Source organism: Achromobacter sp. NPDC008082 (assembly GCF_042957345.1).
Classification (GTDB): domain Bacteria; phylum Pseudomonadota; class Gammaproteobacteria; order Burkholderiales; family Burkholderiaceae_B; genus Achromobacter; species Achromobacter kerstersii_A.
Genome location: NZ_JBIBIB010000004.1, coordinates 304044 through 322277, shown reverse-complemented (window position 1 = coordinate 322277; position 18234 = coordinate 304044). Strand labels below are relative to the sequence as shown.

The window sequence follows — 18234 nt, the reverse complement described above, 5'->3', positions numbered from 1 at the left end:
TCGCCACAAACGCGTCGATCATCGGATTCGGATTATCGGGATGACGGGCGGCGGCCAGTTCCGCGCGAAACGCGCCCGGCCCAGGATCACGCGTTCCTGGCCTGGGCGGCCTGGGCGGCCTGGGCGGCATGCGCGGCAGACAGGCCAGCATCTCCGGCGCCAGCACCCTAAACCAAGACACGCGCGGCTTGGATCAGCATTGCTTCGCTGCCCGCCGCGCCTAGCAGCTCCAAGCCGACCGGAATGCCGCTAGGCGTAAACCCGATCGGCACACTCAACGCCGGCAAGCCGGTTACGGCGGCCAGCAAACCGTTGCCGCCGCGTTGTGGCTCGCCCAACCGCACGGGCGCGCCGCGTACGCTGGGGTAGGCCAACATGTCCAGCGGCCCCGATGCCAGCGCCGCCAAGACGTCCGCGCGAATCGTGTGCGCGCAGTCCAGCGCGGCGTGACGTGCGCGGCCGTCCGGATCGCGCACGGCATTGCGCTCTTGCAAGATCGCCATCACTTCCGGGTGCGGATACGCGCCGTCCAGGATGTCGTCCAGGCTGCGCACCGGCAACCCGGCATCGCGCAGACATTCGGCAAGCGCATCGCGGAACTCGTAGCCGGTGACATTCGCGGCCACCAGCCGCGCATCGTCCAACGCCATCGACACCGGTTGAACAAGTGCATCGCTCGCCTGCATGCGCATCAAGGCGGCACGAACCTGATCGGACACCTCGCCCTCTTGCCCGGCCTCGCCAAACAGCGCATCCAGCGTTCCAATGCGCCACGGCCCGCTGGGCCTGTCGGCGCGCGACGGCCTCACTGGAGATCCCGCATCCGGCCCCGCCATCACTGACCACAGCGCCGCCAGATCGTCCACGCAGCGCGCCATTGGCCCCACCGTATCCAGCGTGGGCGACAACGGCACCACGCCTGCGGTGCTGCAACGGCCCGCCGTGGGTCGCAAGCCCCACACTTGATTGAAGGCGGCCGGAATGCGGATGGAGCCGCTGGTGTCGCTGCCCACCGCCACCGCCGCAAAGCTTGACGCCACCGCCACCGCGCTGCCGCCGCTGGACCCGCCCGGCACGCGCGCGGCGTCATACGCGTTGCGCGTGCGGCCAGACAAGGACGACACAGTGGTGATGCCGCAAGCCAGCTCGTGCAGCGTGGTCTTGCCCAGCACGATCGCGCCTGCGTGACGCAGGCGCTGCACGACGTCCGCATCGTGCTCAGGCCGCCGTTGCGCCAAGGCCCGCGAACCTGCGGTGGCGGGCATGCCCACGACATCGATGTTGTCTTTGATCAGAACAGGAATGCCGTGCAGCGGGCCACGCAGCTGCCCCGCGCGCCGCTCTGCATCGCGCAATGCGGCTTCGTCCGCGGCGTGCGGATTGATCGTCAGCACGGCGTTGAGCACTGGCCCGTGCTGGTCATAGGCGGCGATGCGCGCAAGATAGGCGCGCACCAGATCGGCCGCGTTCAAGCTGCCGGCCGCCATCGCCGCCTGCAACGCGGCGATCGGCTGCCCGAACACCGCGTCGCCATCGGGCAATGGCCCCGCCAGCAAGCCTGGCCGGCTCATCGGAAATGGCACGCGACCCATTGCTGACCCGTGGCCGATGCAACGGGCCGTTCGGTCAGCGGGGGCTGCGTCTCGCGGCAGATGGGCTGCGCCAGCGGGCAGCGCGTATGAAAGCGGCAACCGCTGGGCGGGTTCGCGGGGCTGGGGGGATCGCCTTGCAGCAGCTTGCGCTGCGCGGGCTTGTGCGGGTTGGGCACCGGCACCGCCGACAGCAGGATTTCGGTGTAAGGATGCCGCGGTTGCGAGAACAGCGTATCGCGGTCAGCCACCTCAACGATGCGGCCCAGGTACATCACGGCCACGCGGTGGCTGATGTGGCGCACCACGGCCAGGTCGTGCGCCACGAACAGATACGCGATGCCCATCTCTTGCTGAAGGTCCATCAGCAGGTTGATCACCTGCGCCTGCACCGACACATCCAGCGCGGATACCGGTTCATCGCACACGATCAGCTTGGGCCGCAGCGCCAGCGCCCGCGCAATGCCCAGGCGCTGCCGTTGCCCGCCCGAAAATTCGTGCGGAAACTTTTTCATGGCTTCCGGACGCAGCCCGACCTTGCCAAACAGCCAGGCTAGCTCGTCCACGCGCGCACGCCCGCCAGACATCGGGTAGTTGCGCAGCGGCTCGCCCACGATGTCGCCCGCGGTCATGCGCGGGTTCAACGACGCGTAGGGGTCCTGGAAAATGATCTGCATGTCGCGCCGCCGGTTGCGCATCTGCTCCGGCGTCAGCGCCAGGATTTCTTCGCCTTCCAGCTTGACCGAGCCGGAAGTCGGCTGGATCAGCCGCAGCACGGATTTGCCGGTGGTCGTCTTGCCGCAGCCGGATTCACCGACCAGCGCCAGCGTTTCGCCGCGCGCCACATTGAACGACACGCCATCCACCGCCTGGATGACCTTGCGGCGCGGCTTGAGCCAGCCGCCCGCGCCGGGGTAGTGCATTTTCAGATCGCGGACTTCGAGCAAAGGCGAGGCCGGCGCCGGTTGTTGCGTCAGGGCGCTCATGCTTGCACTCCATTCAAGGCGGCAGGGTGGGCAGGGGATGACAGGGCTTGCAGGGCGGGCTGCGCCGCCACGCGGGCGACCTCATGGCAAGCCACCACATGATCCGCACCCTGGGAAGACAGCGCGGGGGCTTCGACCCGGCAGCGCTCGGTGGCATACGTGCAGCGCGGCGCGAAGCTACAGCCTTTGCCCAACTCGCTGGGCGCGGGCACCATGCCGGGAATCTCCGCCAGACGCTGCGTGGACGCGTTCATGGATGGCATCGACCCCATCAGCGCGCGCGTGTACGGGTGCAAAGGATTATCAAACAGTTCCGTCACGGACGCTTCTTCCACCTTGCGCCCCGCGTACATCACCGCCACCCGGTCGCAGCATTCCGCCACCACGCCCAGGTCGTGCGTGATCAGTACGATGCCCATGCCCAACGTCTTCTGCAAGTTACGCAACAGGTCGATGATCTGCGCCTGGATGGTGACATCCAGCGCGGTCGTGGGTTCATCCGCAATCAGCACTTCGGGGTTGCAGGCCAGCGCCAGCGCAATCATCACGCGCTGCCGCATGCCGCCCGACAACTGATACGGGTACTCGTGCACGCGGCGTTCCGGCTCGGCGATCTGCACCAGGCGCAGCATCTCTTCGGCGCGCCGGTACGCGTCGCGGCGGCCCAGCTTCTGGTGCACCATCACCGTTTCGGCAATCTGCCGCCCCACGGTCAGCACCGGGTTCAGCGACGTCATCGGTTCCTGGAAGATCATCGAGATGCGGTTGCCGCGAATCTGCCGCATCTGCTTTTCCGTGAGGCTGAGCAGGTCGGTGCCGCGATAGCGGATTTGTCCGCCGGCGAACCGCCCTGGCGGCGTCGGCACCAGACGCAGAATCGACAGCGCCGTCACGCTCTTGCCGCAGCCGGACTCGCCGACCACGCCCAGCGTGCGGCCGGCCTGCACTTGATACGACACGCCATCAACCGAGCGGACGGTGCCGGAGACGGTATCGAAGTACGTGCGCAGGTTATCAACTTCAAGCAGCACGTCGCCAGGGGCGACGGCGGTGGCGGGGGATAGGGCCATGGCGTCCTCCTAGCGTTGGTTGGTCAGGCGCGGGTCCAGCGCATCGCGCAGGCCGTCGCCCATCAGGTTGATCGCCAGCACGGTAATGGCCAGCAGAATGCCCGGGTACAGAATGGTGTAGAACGCCACGGCCACATAGTTGCGCGCGTCGGCCATCATGTTGCCCCAGCTGGGCACCTGCGCCGGCACGCCGACGCCCAGGAACGACAAGACCGCTTCGGTCAGCACGGCGGTGGCCGCGATGAACGTAGCCTGCACCACCAGCGGCGTCACCATGTTGGGCAACACGTGCCGGCGCAGGATCACCGGCAAGCGCGTGCCAATGGCGTGCGCCGCTTCCACATACAGCTGTTCGCGCAGCGTCAGCGCCAGCGAACGCACCAGCCGCACCACGCGCGGCACCTGCGGAATCGCAATAGCGATGATCACCGTTGTGAGGCTGGCGCGTATCACCGCCATCAACGCAATGGCCAGCAGGATGTCGGGAATGGCCATCATGCCGTCCATGATGCGCATGATGATGGCGTCCGCCCAGCGCACAAAGCCGGCCAGCAGCCCCAGCACCACGCCCAGCAGCGTGGCCACCAGCGCAACCACAATCGCCACGACGAGCGACACGCGCCCGCCCCACACGACGCGGCTGAATACATCGCGGCCCATCGCGTCAGTGCCGAAATAGTGCTGCGCGGACGGCGGCTTCAGGCGTTGCAAGGGGTTGATCGTGATGGGGTTATGCGTGGCGATCCATGGCGCGGCAATCGACAGGCCGGCCACGATCAGCAACAGCAATAAGCCAATGATCAGCGTGGGATGCTTGCGCACCCAGCGCCAGCGCCGGCCGCCCGCCGTCAAGGCTTCGTGCAGCAGGATGGGCGCGGCGGGCGCGGGGGCCGCCGCGTTGGAAAGGGATGGGTCTGACATGGAGAGCTCCCGCGACGGGTCAATAGCGAATACGCGGATCGAACAGCCGGTAGCTGAGGTCGATCAACAGATTGATCAGCACGTACGCGCCGGCCGAGATCAGCAACACGCTCTGGATCACGGGGTAGTCATGATGCTGAACGGCGTCGATCACCAGCCGGCCTATACCGGGAATGGCGAATACCGTTTCGGTGACGACCACGCCGCCGATCAACAACGCGATGCCCACCCCCACCGTCGTCGCGATGGGAATGGCGGCATTGCGCAGCGCGTGCTCCAGCACCGGCAGCACCGCCAGGCCCTTGGCACGCGCCGTGCGGATGTAGTCTTCGTGCAGCACTTCGACAACCGTTGCCCGCGTCATGCGCGTGATGAGCGCGATGTAGACCAGCGCCAGATTGATGCAGGGCAAGGTCAGGTTGCGCAGCCACGGCCCGAGGCCTTGAGACAGGCTGACATAGCCCTGCACCGGCAGCCATTGCAGCTTGACGGCAAAGCCGTAGATCAGCAGATAGCCCACCAGAAACACCGGCAATGAAAACGCCAGCACGGCAAACAGCATGACCAGGCGATCGATCCAGGTGCCGGCGCGGTACGCCGCCAGCACGCCCAGCGGCACCGCCACCAGAATCGACACCAGCATCGTGATCGCGGCAATCGACAACGTGGGTTCCACCCGCTGCGACAACAGCTGCGTCACCGGCACCTGCGTGAAGATGGAGGTGCCAAGATCGCCCTGCATCAGCTTGGCGGCCCACAGGCCAAACTGGCGCCACAGCGGCTCGTCCAGGCCCAGCGCCGTATGCAGCTTGGCGATGTCCTCGGCCGTGGCGAAGTCGCCGGCAATCAACGCCGCCGGGTCGCCGGGCGACAGGTGGATGAGCAGGAACACGATCACTGCCACCACCGCCATGACTGGCACGATGGCCAGCACGCGCCGAATGATGTAACCCATAGTTGTCTCGCGTATCGATAACAGGCGGAATTCGGACTACTTGTCCAGCACCCAAAGGTTCGGCAAGCTCCAGATCTTGTCCGCGTTTTTCAGGCTGTTATGCGCGGCGAAAGCGCGCGAATACTGGCCGATTGAAATAGCGGGAAAGACTTCGTAGGCGCGCTCCTGGAACTGATCCAGCACGCGTTTGCGCTCGTCCGAACTGGTGGCGGCAATCCACTGTTCGCGCAGCTCATCCAGCTTCTTGTCGCACGGCCAGCCCGGCAGGCTGTTGCCGCACACGGCGCCCAGATAGGTGTTGCTGATGGGCGAGTCCACGTTGAACTCGGAGGCCGCCGACAGGAAGATGTTCCAGCCGCCCTTGTCCAGCGTTTCCTTGCGTGCGCGGCGCGCGGTCAGCGTGGCCCAGTCCATCGATTGGATGTCCAGGTTGACGCCGATATCCTGCAAGGCCTGAATGGCGACCAGCGTGGCGGAGTTCAGATAGGCCAGATCGGTCGGCAGCAGAATCGCCAGCTTCTCGCCCTTGTAGCCCGCTTCGGCCAGCAGCTTCTTGGCCAGCGCCGGGTCGGGCTTGGCGTAAGGCGCCGAGCCGGCCGTGGTGTCGTTGGGGCCGCCGCAGATGAAGACCGTGGCGCAGTACTTCATGCGCAGGTCGTCCGGGTAGCCCATGGCGGCGGTGAACTTGTCTTGATCCACCAGATGCGCAATGGCCTGGCGCGCCTTCGGGTTGTCAAAGGGCGGCATGGATTGGTTCAGGATGATGTAGCCCTGCGCGCGTTCCAGCACGCCAATCTTGACGTTCTTGTTGGCGCGCAACGCGTCGATGTAGTCGGCGGGCGCCTGCTCGATCATGTCGACTTCGCCATTGGTCAGTGCGGCCGTGGCGCTGTTGGAGTCGGGCAGCACGCGCCATTCCACGCGGCCAATGTGCGGGGTCTTGTCGCCCGAAAGTCCGTCTGCGGGCGCTTTGGGGCCGATGTAGTGCGGGTTCTTTTCGAACACGATCTTGCTGCCCGGCACCCATTCATCGCGCTTGAACACGTAAGGACCAGAGCCCACCACTTCGGTCAACGGGCGGGTCGCCGGCTGCGACGCCAGGCGCTTGGGCAGGATGAACGCGGGGTAGCTCGACACCTTCGCCAAGCCGTCCAGCACCATATCGAAGGGCTGCGTAAGCGTCAGCTTGAAACGCGTGTCGTCCAGCGCTTCCCATTTGCCGCCGGCGCGCGTGATGGCCTGCCCGATGTTGTCGCGGGCCGACCAGCGTTCCAGCGACGCGATGACATCCGCCGTCGTCAGCGGCTGGCCGTCGCTGAATTTCAAGCCGGGCAGAAGCGTGAACGTCCACGTCTTCTTGTCGTCGCTGGCCTCGTACTTCTCAACCATCTGCGGCTGCGGCTTGCTGTGCGTATCCATCGCGAACAGCGTGTCGTAGACCATGTAGCCGAAGTTGCGCGTGATGTAGGCGGTGGTGAAGGTCGGGTCCAGCACCTTCAGGTCGGCGTGCGGCACGATACGCAACGTCTTGGGCGGCGTGCTGGCTTGCGCGTGCGCAGTCGCGGCGCCCAGGGTGCAGGCCAGCGCCAGCGTCGTCGTCGAAAACAGGCAAAGCAGGCGGTTTTTCATCGCACTAGGCTCCCATCAAATTGGTGGATACGCCGGCGGCTTCGCGCCGGCCAGATCTTAAAGCGGCCACTTCGGCAGCCGGATGTTGCGATACGTCAGCGTCTTCCAATCCGGCGTCGCCACGCCTTTGCCGCCCACATAAATGATGTGGCGCGCCACGTGCGAAAACGACGCGTGAAAGTGCTGCGCGGACTTGACCACGATGATCTTCTTGGCCGCCAGATCGCATCCCAGCTGCGTGAACAGATCAATATTGATGGCCTGGTTACGCACGGAGGTCAGCACGATCTGGATGCCCTGCGCTTGAACGAGCACGCAGTCGCCCATCGGCGCGGGCGCGCCAGACAGGCCCGTCATCACCATTTCGGCCTGCACGGCCAGCACCGTGCAACGCAGGTCGACGGGGTCGCCCGATAGCGGGCCGACCTTGCCGCCGATACGCAGATCCAGTTCAGCCCCCACGCCCGCATCAAACGCGATGCGCGCGGCGACCGGGTCCCACATGGGCCCCAACGCCGCATTCGTGATGCCGCGCTCAAGCAGGCGGCGTAACACGAAGGTGGCGTCGCCCGGCGCGCCGCTGCCCGGGTTATCGGGCCGGTCGGCCAACACCACCGGGCCGCCATCAAACGCCAGCGCTTCGTCCAGCGCTTCATCCACGCTGCGGTACGGCACCATCAGTTGTTCACGCATGCCGATCAGTTCGTCGGCGAGCGTGCGCGCAAGCGCCTGCGCCGCGGCCGAGTCGCCGTCCGCATAGACCAGCACTTTCGTGCCCATCTCTGGCACGTCACCGGTGGCAAAGCCTTGCGCGGCCGAGATCGACAGAATGCCGTCGCGGCCTTCCAGCGCCTTGATGCGGCTGACAAAACCACGCGCCGGTTCGCGCGTGGTGTGCATGGGCACGATCATCTGGCAGTCGACCAGCGCCGCCACAGGCCGCGTGCGGCGGGCGTGCGCGTCCAGGCACAAGGCCAGCAGGTCTTCCGCGCGTTCGCGGATGTCGGTGTGCGGATATTCCTTGAACAGCACCAGCACCGTCGCCTGTTCCACCATCAGCGGCGTCAGGTGCGCGTGCGGGTCCAGCTCGGCGCCCACGACGACGTCCGGGCCCACCAGCTCGCGCACACGGCGCAGGATGTCGCCTTCGCAGTCGTCGTAGCCATCGGCCACCATCGCGCCGTGCAGGCCCAGCAGCACCATGTCCACGGGCAGTGCGACGCGCAGGTCCGACAAGATTTGGTCGCGCAAGGTTTCGTAGGCGGCGCGCGTCGTGTTGCCGCCCGGCTGCGCCGACGCGACCAGTCCTTCCACCAGCGTCCAGCCGGCCTCGCGGCCCTGCAAACGCGCCACATAGAGCGGCGCGCCCGCGAAGGTGACGGAATCGGGATGCGTGCCTGCCGGGTAGTAGTCGCGCTCTTGAAAGGCGGCAAGACTGGTGGGCATGGGCGCGAAGGTGTTGGTCTCGGTGCCAAGACCGGCGCTGAAGACCTTCATGGCTGCGCTCCCGGACAGGCTGGCGCAAGCGCCGCGGCACGCGCGGCGATCCGGTAAGACGTCATCATTTCCCCTTGTATAGGCCGGTTATCCGTCATCGCCTGCCTGTTCAACAAGGTGGCGCTGCGTTCCGTATGCGGATCATCGGCGGGCCGGCACCCGCGGCACAAATAGCTAACGTGCGGCTATGGATAACCCAAGGTTATGGTGTGCGCGTTTTTCGGGAAAAAAGCGGGGGAAATGGCTCCAAGACGTGCAGGCGCTAGGGAAAACGATAGGGCGGCAACGCGTCGCCACATACATATCGCAAGGTTATGGATAGCGCGTGTTTTGGAATTTGCTCAGCCACACACAGGCGGATCAGAATCGTGCCCTACCTGAACCTACGAGGCGAGTCATGCGGGTATGCGTAATTGGGGCGGGCGTGGTCGGCGTTACGACGGCGCACCTGTTATCGCGGGCGGGTCACGAGGTCACGCTGGTGGACGAACGCGCGGAGCCCGCGCTGGGCAGCAGCTTCGCCAACGGCGGGCAGCTCAGCTATAGCTATGTGGCGCCGCTTGCCGGCCCGGGCGCGTTGGCGGACATGCCCGGCTGGTTGTTCCGGCGCGATTCGCCGCTGCGATTGCGCTATCGCTTCGACCCGTCGCAATGGTTCTGGCTGGCGGGATTTCTGCGGGCGTGCCGCGCGTCGGTGTCGCGCGCGTCCACGGCGGAATTGCTGTCGCTGTCTTATCTCAGCCGCGACACGCTGCACGCCTTGCTGGCGGATGAGCCCATGGATTTCGGCTTGTCCCGAACCGGCAAGCTCATCGTGTACCGCGATGCGGCGCAGCTGGAAAAGGCCGCGGCACTCGTGCGCTACCAGGCCGAACACGGCACGGACCAGCGCGTGCTCTCGCGTGACGAGACGCTGGCGGCGGAGCCCGCGCTTGCCGGCATGGGCGCGCGTATTGCGGGCGCCGTCTACACCCCCAGCGAAGAGACGGCCGACTGCCATCGCTTTACCGCTGCGTTGTTCCAGCGCTTGCACAGCGCGGGGAACGTCAGCGTCCACATGAACACCCGCGTGCAAGGCTTGCGGCGCGAGCGCGGCCAGATCGTCGCCGCGCAGACTCAGGCGGGCGACGTGCAGGCGGATGCGTTCGTTGTGGCCTCCGGCATCGGCAGCCGGCCGCTGCTGGCGGCGTTGGGTCAACGCGTGCCGCTCTACCCGCTCAAGGGCTACAGCCTGAGCGTGCCAATCACCGCCGACACCGCCGATATCCCCGCCATCAGCGTCACCGACTACGAACGGCGCATCGTTTACGCGCGCCTGGGCAACGTGCTGCGCATCGCAGCCATGGTCGACATCGGCGCCAAGCACGCGGACGTTGACGCGTCGCGGCTGGCGACGTTGCGGCGGCAGGTCGGTGAAGCGTTTCCCCGGCTGGACCTGACGCGCGCGCTGGCGTGGGCGGGCGTGCGCCCCGCCACGCCCACCAGCAAGCCGCTTATCGGCAAGAGCCGCGCCGCCAGCAACCTGTGGCTGAACATCGGCCAAGGCGCGTTGGGCTTTACGCTGGCCTGCGGCAGCGCGGCCTTGCTGACCGCGCAAATGAGCGGCGGCGCCTTGCCTATCGACGCTGCGCCGTTTCAACCCTGAACGGGCGCCGCGCGCGCCTTGGAGCCGTCTCATGCGTATCTTCACCGGCGCACTCGCCACTGAAACCAACACCTTTTCGCCATTGCCAACAGGCTTGGCCGCCTTTACGTCGCGCGAGTATCTGCCTGCCGGCACGCACCCCGATCACATGACGTTCTACGGCGGCCCCCTGTGGGTTGCGCGCGAACGTGCGCAGGCGTGCGGCTGGACGGTTGTCGAAGGGTTGGTCGCGTCTGCGCAGCCCGGTGGCACCACCACACGCGCCGCCTATGAAACGCTGCGCGACGAGCTGCTTGCCGACTTGCGCGCCGCGCTGCCCGTAGACATGGTGCTGCTGGGCCTGCATGGCGCGATGGTGGCCGATGGTTATGACGACTGCGAAGGCGACATCCTGCAACGCGTGCGTGCGATGGTTGGGCCAGACGTTATCGTGGGCGCCGAGCTCGACCCGCACGCGCACCTGACGCCGCTGATGGTGGAGCAGGCGACGGTGCTGGTCCTGTTCAAGGAGTATCCGCATATCGACGTTTACGAACGCGCCGGTGAACTGGTGGACTTGTGCCACGCGGCGTATCTGCGCCAGCAGCAGCCGGTTGCTGCGCTGGTCGATTGCGACATGGTCGTGCCCATGCACACCACGCGCGATCCGGCGCGCAGTTTCGTCAGCCGCATCAAGGCGCTGGAAGGCCGCGACGGCATCCTGTCCATCTCGGTGGCGCAGGGTTTCGCCACGGGCGACGTGCCAGAGATGGGTACGAAGGTGCTGGTCTATGCGGACGGTGATGCGGCCTCGGCGCAAGCGCTTGCCCGCACGCTCGCCGATGCGCTGATCGGCATGCGTGAACAACTGATGGTGCCGTACCGCAGCGTGGATGAAGCGCTGGACGAAGCGCTGGCGTTCGATAGCGGGCCGATTGTGCTGGCCGACCGTTCCGATAACCCCGGCAGCGGCGCCGCCGGCGACTCCACCTATCTGCTGGCGCGCATGCGAGAACGCGGCATCCGCAACGCGGCGTTGGGGCCGATGTGGGACCCGGTTGCCGCGCGCATCGCGTTCGATGCCGGCGTGGGGGCTGAACTGGATCTACGCATTGGCGGCAAGGTCGGCCCGCTGTCAGGCGCGCCCGTCGATGCGCGCTGCCGCGTGGTGGCCACGCACGCCAACATGATGATGACTGGCAACTCCAATACGCAGATCGCGTTGGGTGATTGCGCGCTGGTCGACGCGGACGGCATCCTGATTGCACTGGTGTCGTTGCGCACGCAGGCCTATCACACAGACCTTTTCACCCAGCTGGGATGCGACCTTGCCGCGCAACGGATCATCGTCGTGAAATCGGCGCATCACTTCTACGCCCGCTATGCGCCCCTGGCGCGCGCCGTGGTGTATGTGGCCGCGCCGGGTTCCGCCAGCCCGGACTGGCGCAGCCTGCCGTACCGCAAGATCCGCCTGCCGAAGTGGCCCATCGCCTAGGGCGCGCCTGGCGGTGCGCGTTTGTTTTGGCATAAGCGCGTCATCCATTGGTATTAACAGCGTCACGTGTTCACAATTCGTTGACGCCAGTTGGCATACAGTGCTTCATCATGAACCGTTCCCGGGCGAATTCGCCCGCCCCGGACAGGAGCCATCCTGAAATGACTGAAGCCCCAGCCACCGATCCGCCCCGGTTCCACTCCCGTCTTATCGCCGCGGCGCTGCTGACCGGGCTGCTTGCCGGCCTGGGCGGCATGCTGCTCGGCATGCTGTTGCACGCGGTGCAGCACGTGGCCTATGGCTACAGCCTGAGCCACATCATCAGCCGCGAAACCTTTCTGGAAGGCGTCGAGGCCGCGAGCAGCGAGCGGCGCTTGGGGGTCTTGATGTTGTGCGGTGTAGTTGCGGGCGGCGGATGGTGGCTGATCTACCGCTACGGACGGCCGCTGGTGAGCGTGACGCAGGCCGTGCAAGACTCCGCCTTGCGCATGCCGGCCATGACGACCCTGGCGCACGCCACGCTGCAAATCATCACCGTGGCGCTGGGTTCACCGTTGGGCCGCGAAGTCGCTCCGCGAGAAGTGGGCGCGCTGGCCGCCAGCCGGCTGGCCGCGTGGCTGCGGCTGCCGCCCGAACAACACCGGATGATCGTCGCCTGTGGCGCGGGCGCGGGGCTGGCTGCGGTCTACAACGTGCCGCTGGGCGCAGCGCTTTTCGTGCTGGAAGTGTTGTTGGGCACCTTCGCATGGCCCGCCGCCATGTTGGCGTTAGTGACCTGCTGCATCGGCGCCGTGGTGGCGTGGGCGGGCTTGGGCAACGACATCCAGTACCTTGTTCCCGACATGCCGGTCAGCGCCAGCCTGATCGTCTGGTCGATCGTGACCGGGCCGCTGTTTGGCTGCGCCGCCTATGGCTTTGTGCGGCTGACCACCGCCGCCCGCCGCCACGCCGCACGCGGATGGCGGTTGCCCGTGACGGCCTTGTTGAATTTCACGATGATCGGCGGGCTGGCGATGGTTCTGCCTGCATTGCTGGGCAACGGCAAAGGGCCGGCGCAACTGGGCTTCAGCAGCGAACTGACGATCGGCATGGCGGCGATTTTGCTGGGGTTCAAGGTGGCCATCACCGCGAGCTCGCTGCGCGCAGGGGCGTCCGGCGGGCTGCTGACGCCAGGCATCGCCATCGGCGCCTTGATGGCCGTCGTGCTGGGCGGGCTGTGGAGCCTGGCCTGGCCTGACGGGCCGCCTGGCGCCTACGCCATCGTTGGGGCGGCGGCGTTTCTGGCGTCGTCCATGAGCATGCCACTGACGGCCATTGTGCTGATTCTTGAATTCACGCGCGTGGATCAGGGTTTTTTGGTGCCGATGATCCTGGCTGTGGCAGGCTCTGCGGTGACCCATCGTTTTTTCGCGGCCCGAGCCGCCCGTGGCGCCGCTGCCACCACCCCCGCTGCGCGGCCGGAATCCACTTGAATCCGCCTGAATCCACTTGAGCCCGCTTGAACCCGATTAAATGGGCGTTATCCCGCTGACGCGGCACGCCACCCATCCCGACCAGAGATTTTCATGAAGTCACGCAACCTTACCGGCATCCAACGCTACGACGCCCCCGCAGGCGGTTGGGGCGCGCTGAAAGCCACCGCCCAAGCCGTGGCGGACCAGATGCGCATTGCCGAAGCGCCTGTTTTGCTTCTACGCACCAACAAGCCCGACGGCTTCGATTGCCCCGGCTGCGCCTGGCCCGACAAGGCGCACACGTCCACCTTCCAGTTCTGTGAAAACGGCGCCAAGGCGGTGACGTGGGAGGCCACCAAGAAGCGCGTCACGCCCGACTTCTTCGCCGCGCACACCGTCACCGAACTGCTGACCTGGAGCGACCACGATCTGGAAGACGCCGGCCGCCTGACGCATCCCATGGTCTACGACGCCGCCAGCGACACGTATCAAGCCATCGAATGGGACGCCGCCTTTGCCCGCATCGGCCGCACGCTGGCCAGCCTGCCTGACCCCGATTCGGTTGAGTTCTATACCTCGGGCCGCGCCTCGAACGAAGCCGCGTTTCTGTTCAGCGCCTTCGCACGCGAACTCGGCACCAACAACTTTCCCGATTGCTCGAACATGTGCCACGAGGCCACCAGCGTCGGCCTGCCGCAAGCCATCGGCATCGGCAAAGGCACGGTGTCGCTGGACGACTTCGACACCTGCGACCTGATCATCTCGATGGGCCACAACCCTGGCACCAACCACCCGCGCATGATGGGCACCTTGCATGAATGCGCCCGCCGCGGCGTGCCCATCATCGTGTTCAACCCCTTGCGCGAACGTGCGCTGGAACGTTTCGCCGATCCCCAAAACCCCATTGAAATGGGCACCATGGGCTCAACGCGCATCGCCTCCACGTACTACCAGGTGAAGGTCGGCGGCGACGCCGCCGCGCTCAAGGGCATCATGAAAGCGCTGGTGGACGCAGACCGCGCCACGCCCGGCGTCCTGGACCACGCCTTCATCGCCGAACACACCAACGGCTTTGACGACTATGTAGAAGACCTGGACGACACCGCCTGGTCCGACATCGAACAAGCCAGCGGCCTGACGCGCGCCGAGCTGGAACTCGTCGCCGCCGCCTACGCCAAGTCCAACGCCACCATCGTCACCTACGGCATGGGCATCACCCAGCACGCGCGCGGCACGCAGAACGTGCAGCAGATTGCCGCGCTGCTGCTGATGCGCGGCAACTTCGGCAAGCCCGGCGCCGGCATCTGCCCGTTGCGCGGGCATTCAAATGTGCAAGGCAACCGCACCGTCGGCATCACCGAAAAGATCGACCCCGTGATGTTCGACAACTTCGAGAAGACCTTTGGCTTTCGCCCGCCCGAGCGCCACGGGCATGATGCCGTGGACGCCATGAAGGCGATGGTCGACGGTTCCGCGAAGGCGCTGATCTGCCTGGGCGGCAACCTGGCCATGGCGCTGTCCGACACCAGCCAATGCGCAGCCGGCATGCGCCGCCTGGAACTGGCGGTGCACATGAACACGAAGCTGAACCGCTCGCACCTGCTGATTGGCCGCGACTCGATCATCCTGCCCGTGCTGGGGCGCACGGAAAGCGATGTGCAGGCCAGTGGCGCGCAGTCCATCACCGTCGAAGATTCGATGTCGATGGTGCATGCCTCGCGCGGCAAGCTGGCGCCGGCGTCCGCACACTTGCGCTCGGAACCCGCCATCATCGCCGGCATCGCGGCCGCCACACTGCCCAACAGCCGTATCGCCTGGCATTACCTGGTTGAAGACTACAACCGCATCCGCGACCTGATCGCCAAGGTCTACCCGGACTTTCACGGCTACAACGAACGCATCCTGAAGCCCGGCGGCTTCCGCTTGTCATTGCCGCCCACCGAACGCATCTGGAAGACCGCATCCGGGCGCGCCGAATTCCTGCCATTCAAAGGCTTGCAGGAAGACGTCGCCGCCACCGCCCCCGGCAGCCTGAAGCTGACCACGCTGCGCAGCCACGACCAATACAACACCACCATCTACGGCCTGGACGACCGCTACCGCGGCGTATTCGGCCGCCGCGACGTGCTGTTCATGAATGCGTCCGACCTGAAGCAACACGGCCTGGAACCGGGCGACGAAGTCGACATCCACACCAGCCTGCCCGGCGAATCCCACCGCCACCTGCGCCTGACCGCCATCGAGTACGACATCGCCGCAGGGTCCGTCGGCGCGTACTACCCGGAAGCCAATGATCTATGCCCGCTGGATTACCAGGACAAACAAAGCGGCACGCCCAGCTATAAGTCGATTCCGGTGGTGATTCGGAAAGCTACTTAAGCTCCAACGTCGCCCCAATCACCCGCATCGTCGGCATCAACTGGCGCCAGGCGTCTTTCGGGATGGATGCCGGGCGTTTCAGTTCTGCGGCGGCGGGGTTGTTCAGCAGGTCGCCCTTGCAGGCGAAGACGATGCTGTTGGTCATGTCGTCGTCGACCACTTCGAACATCGCGGAGCCGAACGATTCGCGCACGCGGTCCAGGTACTCGTGGTGCATGGGGTGGTTGACGTGGAAGTTGATCACCAGGATGCCGTCGTCGCGCAGCGCGCGGTGGCAGTCGGCGTAGAACGCTTCGGAGCACAGCGCGTCGGGGATGCCGCCCACGCCGTAGCCGTCCAGGAAGATCACGTCGGCGTGGTCCGACACGTTGCGCATGTGATCGGCCGCGTCGGCCTGGATCACTTGAAAGCGCTCGCTGTCGCGCGGCACCATGAAGGTGTCGCGCAGGGCGATGACGGCGGGGTCGATCTCGACCACTTCAATCTGCGTGCTGGCCAGATACCGATGGCAGAACTTGGGCAATGAGCCGCCGCCCAGGCCCACCATCAGAATGCGGGCGGGTTCGGGCTTGAACAGCACGAAGCCCATCATCATCCGCGTGTATTCGATTTCCAGCGCGTCCGGATTCAGCACAGACATGCTGCTCTGGATTTCCTTCTGCGTGAAATGCAGCGTGCGGCGCGTGCCGGCATTCTGAACAAAGGGCCGATGAATGGCCGCCGGCTCGTCAGATTGCGGAGCGTCGGCGGGAAGCGAAGAGTCGGACATGGGCAAGGCGATGGGTGAAAACAGGCACAAGATACCATCCGTCTTGCAGGCGTCACCCGCTGCGCATACGTTCGCAGCCCGTTCGCATCCCGATCACAGCCCACTCACAGCCGGTACGCAGCTCACTCGCAGCCCGCTTATAGCCGACACGCAGCCAGTACGCCACCCGCACGCCACCCCCGCCCGCGGGCCGCCTACAGGAACGATTTGCCCTGCTTCAGCACCTGGTCGCAGGCTTGGCGAGTGATCTCTTTCTTCAGGCCGCTGCCGCTCAGATCAAGCGATTTTCCATCGCTGCCTTTCAGGATGCCTTGCACGCCAGAGGTGTACCCCGTGTCGGATTCGGCCTTGCTGGCGCCGCCGGGCAGCTTGTCCATCAACTTGTCTTTCACGGCCTGCGCGTCGCCGCCGCTCAGGTAGTTGTTCTTGATGCAGTACTGCAACACGCCCGCCGCGTTGCCGGCGCTGCCCGCGCTAAGCGACGACAGAGACGAGGTGCTGCCGCCCAGGCCCTCCATCTGTCCCTTTACGGAATCGAGCAGTTGCGCATGGGCGCCTGCCGTGACGCATTGCGCTGCAACCAGTGCGGCTGCACTGATGAAATGCCTGACTTGGATGCGCATGATGTGCTCCCGGAGTGGCCCGCGCTGCGGACCTGTCCGGGAAACTATAGGAGATCCGCCGCACGAATCCCCGCTGCGGTAGCAATTGAATTCGCAACGTCACGCCTTGGCAATATCCGGCGAACCCATACACACGTTAAGTATTTTTTGCGACTGCCGTTAACCAGGCATACCCCTGCACGTCACGTGCCCCACACGCCCGTGACTCGACGAAAACCATAATTATTCGCGCCTCTGGCGCGTTGAAGGCGGGCGATATGAATTCCTATCTAAGGACTGGCGATTCCATCTGGGGCGCGGCTGCCCTGGCCAATGACACACGTGCGGCCAATAAAGAAAAAGCAAAGAAAGAAGACGCCATCGCGGCGCAGGCAAAGGACGACACGGCCAAGACAGACATCCCGTCCGTTCGCGTATCGATCAGCGGCGACGCGCTTGAACGCGCTGCACAAGGCAGACAAGCCCGACAAGCCAGACAAACCCAACAGGCCGACGCTGGCCAATCAGCGGCCACAGGCCCCTCGGGCAGTGACATGGCGCGCGGGCGCATCGCCGAAATCAAGCAGCGCATCAAGATGCTGAAAATATTGCTCGCGATGATGGGGCCGGAAGCGGCCAAGGGCATCATCCAGGAACTGCGCCAACTGGCCGGACAGCTGGCCCAAGCGGCGGCAACCCTATCGCAAGGGTCGGGAGGCGGCGCATCCGTGGGTCCGATGACCGCACCCGTGGTGCATACGGCGGCCGCGGCGCCAAGCGCGGCCATGCCCGCGGCGGCCACGGCGGGCATCACCAGCGCCGCGGCCGCAACGAATGCCCCGGTATCCCAACCCGCAGCGTCCCGCGCCTTGACGGCTTACGCAGGCAGCGCGCCCACCGCCGACGGCACCGCCGCCGATGCCGCCGAAACTGCCTCCCCGTCCGGCGATAACAACGAACGCATCGACGCCAGCCCGCCCGCAGGCGAACGCCAACGCAACGCCCGGCAGCGTCAAGCCGATGCGCGCCTGGCCGATGAAGCGATGCAAGCGTTGAAAGCCTTGCTGGCGACCGCCGAAAAAGCGTTGCGTGAAGATAAGAACGCCGACGGCAATCGCGTCGCGGACCTGAAAGCCAAACTGGCGCAAGCCGAGCAATCGGCACGATCACGCGATGCGGACGGCATTGGACCGCCGGCGAATGAGGACAAGCCGCTTAGCAACTCGCCAAACAGGAAGGCAACGAAAGGGGCATAGAACGGACG

At 65.7% G+C, this 18234-nt stretch carries 14 protein-coding genes; 5 read left to right on the top strand and 9 right to left on the bottom strand.

Features of this window, described 5'->3' with window-relative positions:
* Window positions 1-167: 167 nt before the first annotated feature.
* From ACFZAI_RS17680 to ACFZAI_RS17650, 7 genes are read right to left on the bottom strand one after another with little or no spacing between them, the layout of a single operon-like run.
* Window positions 168-1583, bottom strand: a complete 1416-nt coding sequence (locus ACFZAI_RS17680; protein WP_391568147.1) for an amidase — start codon at window positions 1581-1583, stop codon at window positions 168-170.
* Window positions 1568-2575: an ABC transporter ATP-binding protein gene (locus ACFZAI_RS17675; RefSeq protein WP_391568146.1), complete on the bottom strand. Its 1008-nt coding sequence runs from the start codon at window positions 2573-2575 to the stop codon at window positions 1568-1570. Before ACFZAI_RS17675 ends, ACFZAI_RS17680 begins: the two co-directional genes overlap by 16 nt.
* Entirely contained in the window at window positions 2572-3645 is a 1074-nt protein-coding gene (locus ACFZAI_RS17670; protein ID WP_391568145.1) for an ABC transporter ATP-binding protein, read from the bottom strand. The genes ACFZAI_RS17675 and ACFZAI_RS17670 overlap by 4 nt, the downstream gene beginning before the upstream one ends.
* Before the next feature lie 9 nt (window positions 3646-3654).
* On the bottom strand, window positions 3655-4566 hold the full coding sequence (locus ACFZAI_RS17665; protein ID WP_391568144.1) for an ABC transporter permease: 912 nt from the start codon (window positions 4564-4566) through the stop codon (window positions 3655-3657).
* A 19-nt stretch (window positions 4567-4585) separates the two neighbouring features.
* Window positions 4586-5521: an ABC transporter permease gene (locus tag ACFZAI_RS17660; RefSeq protein ID WP_391568143.1), complete on the bottom strand. Its 936-nt coding sequence runs from the start codon at window positions 5519-5521 to the stop codon at window positions 4586-4588.
* Between the two features lie 36 nt (window positions 5522-5557).
* Entirely contained in the window at window positions 5558-7150 is a 1593-nt protein-coding gene (locus ACFZAI_RS17655; protein ID WP_391568142.1) for an ABC transporter substrate-binding protein, read from the bottom strand.
* A gap of 57 nt (window positions 7151-7207) precedes the next feature.
* Complete coding sequence (locus ACFZAI_RS17650; RefSeq protein WP_391568141.1) at window positions 7208-8647, bottom strand: M81 family metallopeptidase; 1440 nt, start codon at window positions 8645-8647, stop codon at window positions 7208-7210.
* Between the two features lie 337 nt (window positions 8648-8984).
* Here ACFZAI_RS17650 and ACFZAI_RS17645 point away from each other — a divergent pair, with 337 nt between their 5' ends.
* From ACFZAI_RS17645 to ACFZAI_RS17630, 4 genes are all read left to right on the top strand, one after another.
* On the top strand, window positions 8985-10292 hold the full coding sequence (locus ACFZAI_RS17645) for a D-amino acid dehydrogenase (RefSeq protein ID WP_391568530.1): 1308 nt from the start codon (window positions 8985-8987) through the stop codon (window positions 10290-10292).
* 31 nt (window positions 10293-10323) lie between these two features.
* A complete protein-coding gene (locus ACFZAI_RS17640) occupies window positions 10324-11766 on the top strand; it encodes a M81 family metallopeptidase (RefSeq protein ID WP_391568140.1) in 1443 nt (480 codons plus the stop codon).
* A gap of 161 nt (window positions 11767-11927) precedes the next feature.
* Window positions 11928-13238 carry a chloride channel protein gene (locus ACFZAI_RS17635; protein WP_391568139.1) on the top strand — a complete coding sequence of 437 codons (1311 nt, stop codon included), beginning with the start codon at window positions 11928-11930 and terminating at the stop codon, window positions 13236-13238.
* Window positions 13239-13331: 93 nt separating this feature from the next.
* Window positions 13332-15599: an FdhF/YdeP family oxidoreductase gene (locus ACFZAI_RS17630; RefSeq protein WP_391568138.1), complete on the top strand. Its 2268-nt coding sequence runs from the start codon at window positions 13332-13334 to the stop codon at window positions 15597-15599.
* On the opposite strand, the gene ACFZAI_RS17625 is transcribed toward ACFZAI_RS17630, so the two are convergent.
* Both ACFZAI_RS17625 and ACFZAI_RS17620 read right to left on the bottom strand, forming a co-directional pair.
* Window positions 15592-16368 (bottom strand): fused MFS/spermidine synthase, encoded by a 777-nt coding sequence (locus ACFZAI_RS17625; protein ID WP_391568137.1) that lies wholly within the window; start codon window positions 16366-16368, stop codon window positions 15592-15594. The two genes, ACFZAI_RS17630 and ACFZAI_RS17625, sit on opposite strands and share 8 nt — an antisense overlap.
* Window positions 16369-16562: 194 nt before the next feature.
* Complete coding sequence (locus ACFZAI_RS17620; protein ID WP_391568135.1) at window positions 16563-16991, bottom strand: DUF2501 domain-containing protein; 429 nt, start codon at window positions 16989-16991, stop codon at window positions 16563-16565.
* Window positions 16992-17248: 257 nt separating this feature from the next.
* Between ACFZAI_RS17620 and ACFZAI_RS17615 the strand changes: the two genes are divergently transcribed.
* Complete coding sequence (locus ACFZAI_RS17615) at window positions 17249-18226, top strand: hypothetical protein (protein ID WP_391568133.1); 978 nt, start codon at window positions 17249-17251, stop codon at window positions 18224-18226.
* The last annotated feature ends 8 nt before the right edge of the window (window positions 18227-18234 follow it).

Coding starts and splice junctions, on each gene's coding strand:
- ACFZAI_RS17675 (WP_391568146.1), bottom strand. CDS start 2,575: ATGAGCGCCCTGACGCAACAACCGGCGCCGGCCTCGCCTTTGCTCGAA.
- ACFZAI_RS17670 (WP_391568145.1), bottom strand. CDS start 3,645: ATGGCCCTATCCCCCGCCACCGCCGTCGCCCCTGGCGACGTGCTGCTT.
- ACFZAI_RS17665 (WP_391568144.1), bottom strand. CDS start 4,566: ATGTCAGACCCATCCCTTTCCAACGCGGCGGCCCCCGCGCCCGCCGCG.
- ACFZAI_RS17660 (WP_391568143.1), bottom strand. CDS start 5,521: ATGGGTTACATCATTCGGCGCGTGCTGGCCATCGTGCCAGTCATGGCG.
- ACFZAI_RS17655 (WP_391568142.1), bottom strand. CDS start 7,150: ATGAAAAACCGCCTGCTTTGCCTGTTTTCGACGACGACGCTGGCGCTG.
- ACFZAI_RS17650 (WP_391568141.1), bottom strand. CDS start 8,647: ATGAAGGTCTTCAGCGCCGGTCTTGGCACCGAGACCAACACCTTCGCG.
- ACFZAI_RS17640 (WP_391568140.1), top strand. CDS start 10,324: ATGCGTATCTTCACCGGCGCACTCGCCACTGAAACCAACACCTTTTCG.
- ACFZAI_RS17635 (WP_391568139.1), top strand. CDS start 11,928: ATGACTGAAGCCCCAGCCACCGATCCGCCCCGGTTCCACTCCCGTCTT.
- ACFZAI_RS17630 (WP_391568138.1), top strand. CDS start 13,332: ATGAAGTCACGCAACCTTACCGGCATCCAACGCTACGACGCCCCCGCA.
- ACFZAI_RS17625 (WP_391568137.1), bottom strand. CDS start 16,368: ATGTCCGACTCTTCGCTTCCCGCCGACGCTCCGCAATCTGACGAGCCG.
- ACFZAI_RS17620 (WP_391568135.1), bottom strand. CDS start 16,991: ATGCGCATCCAAGTCAGGCATTTCATCAGTGCAGCCGCACTGGTTGCA.
- ACFZAI_RS17615 (WP_391568133.1), top strand. CDS start 17,249: ATGAATTCCTATCTAAGGACTGGCGATTCCATCTGGGGCGCGGCTGCC.